Source organism: Enteractinococcus helveticum (genome assembly GCF_001657475.1).
Taxonomy (GTDB): domain Bacteria; phylum Actinomycetota; class Actinomycetes; order Actinomycetales; family Micrococcaceae; genus Yaniella; species Yaniella helvetica.
Genome location: NZ_LXEY01000033.1, coordinates 1 through 417 on the forward strand (window position 1 = coordinate 1; position 417 = coordinate 417).

Sequence of the window (417 nt, forward strand, 5' to 3'; positions counted from 1 at the left end):
ATCCTGAACTTCACCGCGCCCAAGAACCCGGTCAACGTCACCGGCATCACCGTGACCGTGCAGCCGCCCGGGCCGGACCCGACCAAGCCGCCGGCCTCGGCGAGCACCACCGTCACCATGGCCACTTCGGTCTCGACGGTGGGCGACATGATCGCGGCGATCCAGGGCGCGCTGTCGAGCGCCGCCGGCACGCTCGGCTATCCGAGCCTGGCGAGCACGCAGGTGCGCAGCTGCCTCTCGCCGTTCGTCTCGTCGAGCGGCACCCAGGCCCAGCTCATCCAGGTCTGGGTCCCCGATCCGGGCTTTGCCGGCTATCTGGTCAGCGTGGCGGCCAACCCGACCTCGCTGTTCACGGTCCAGTCCACCAATTATCAGGCGCAGCAGCTGCTCCCGCCCACGACGACGCCGGCGCCCAAA

1 protein-coding gene is annotated in these 417 nt (G+C 69.8%); it reads left to right on the forward strand.

All coding sequences use genetic code 11. The annotated features are described in order from the left end of the window. Window positions 1–417: hypothetical protein (locus tag A6F49_RS18100; protein WP_043056577.1), on the forward strand; the 417-nt coding region annotated here is incomplete at both ends.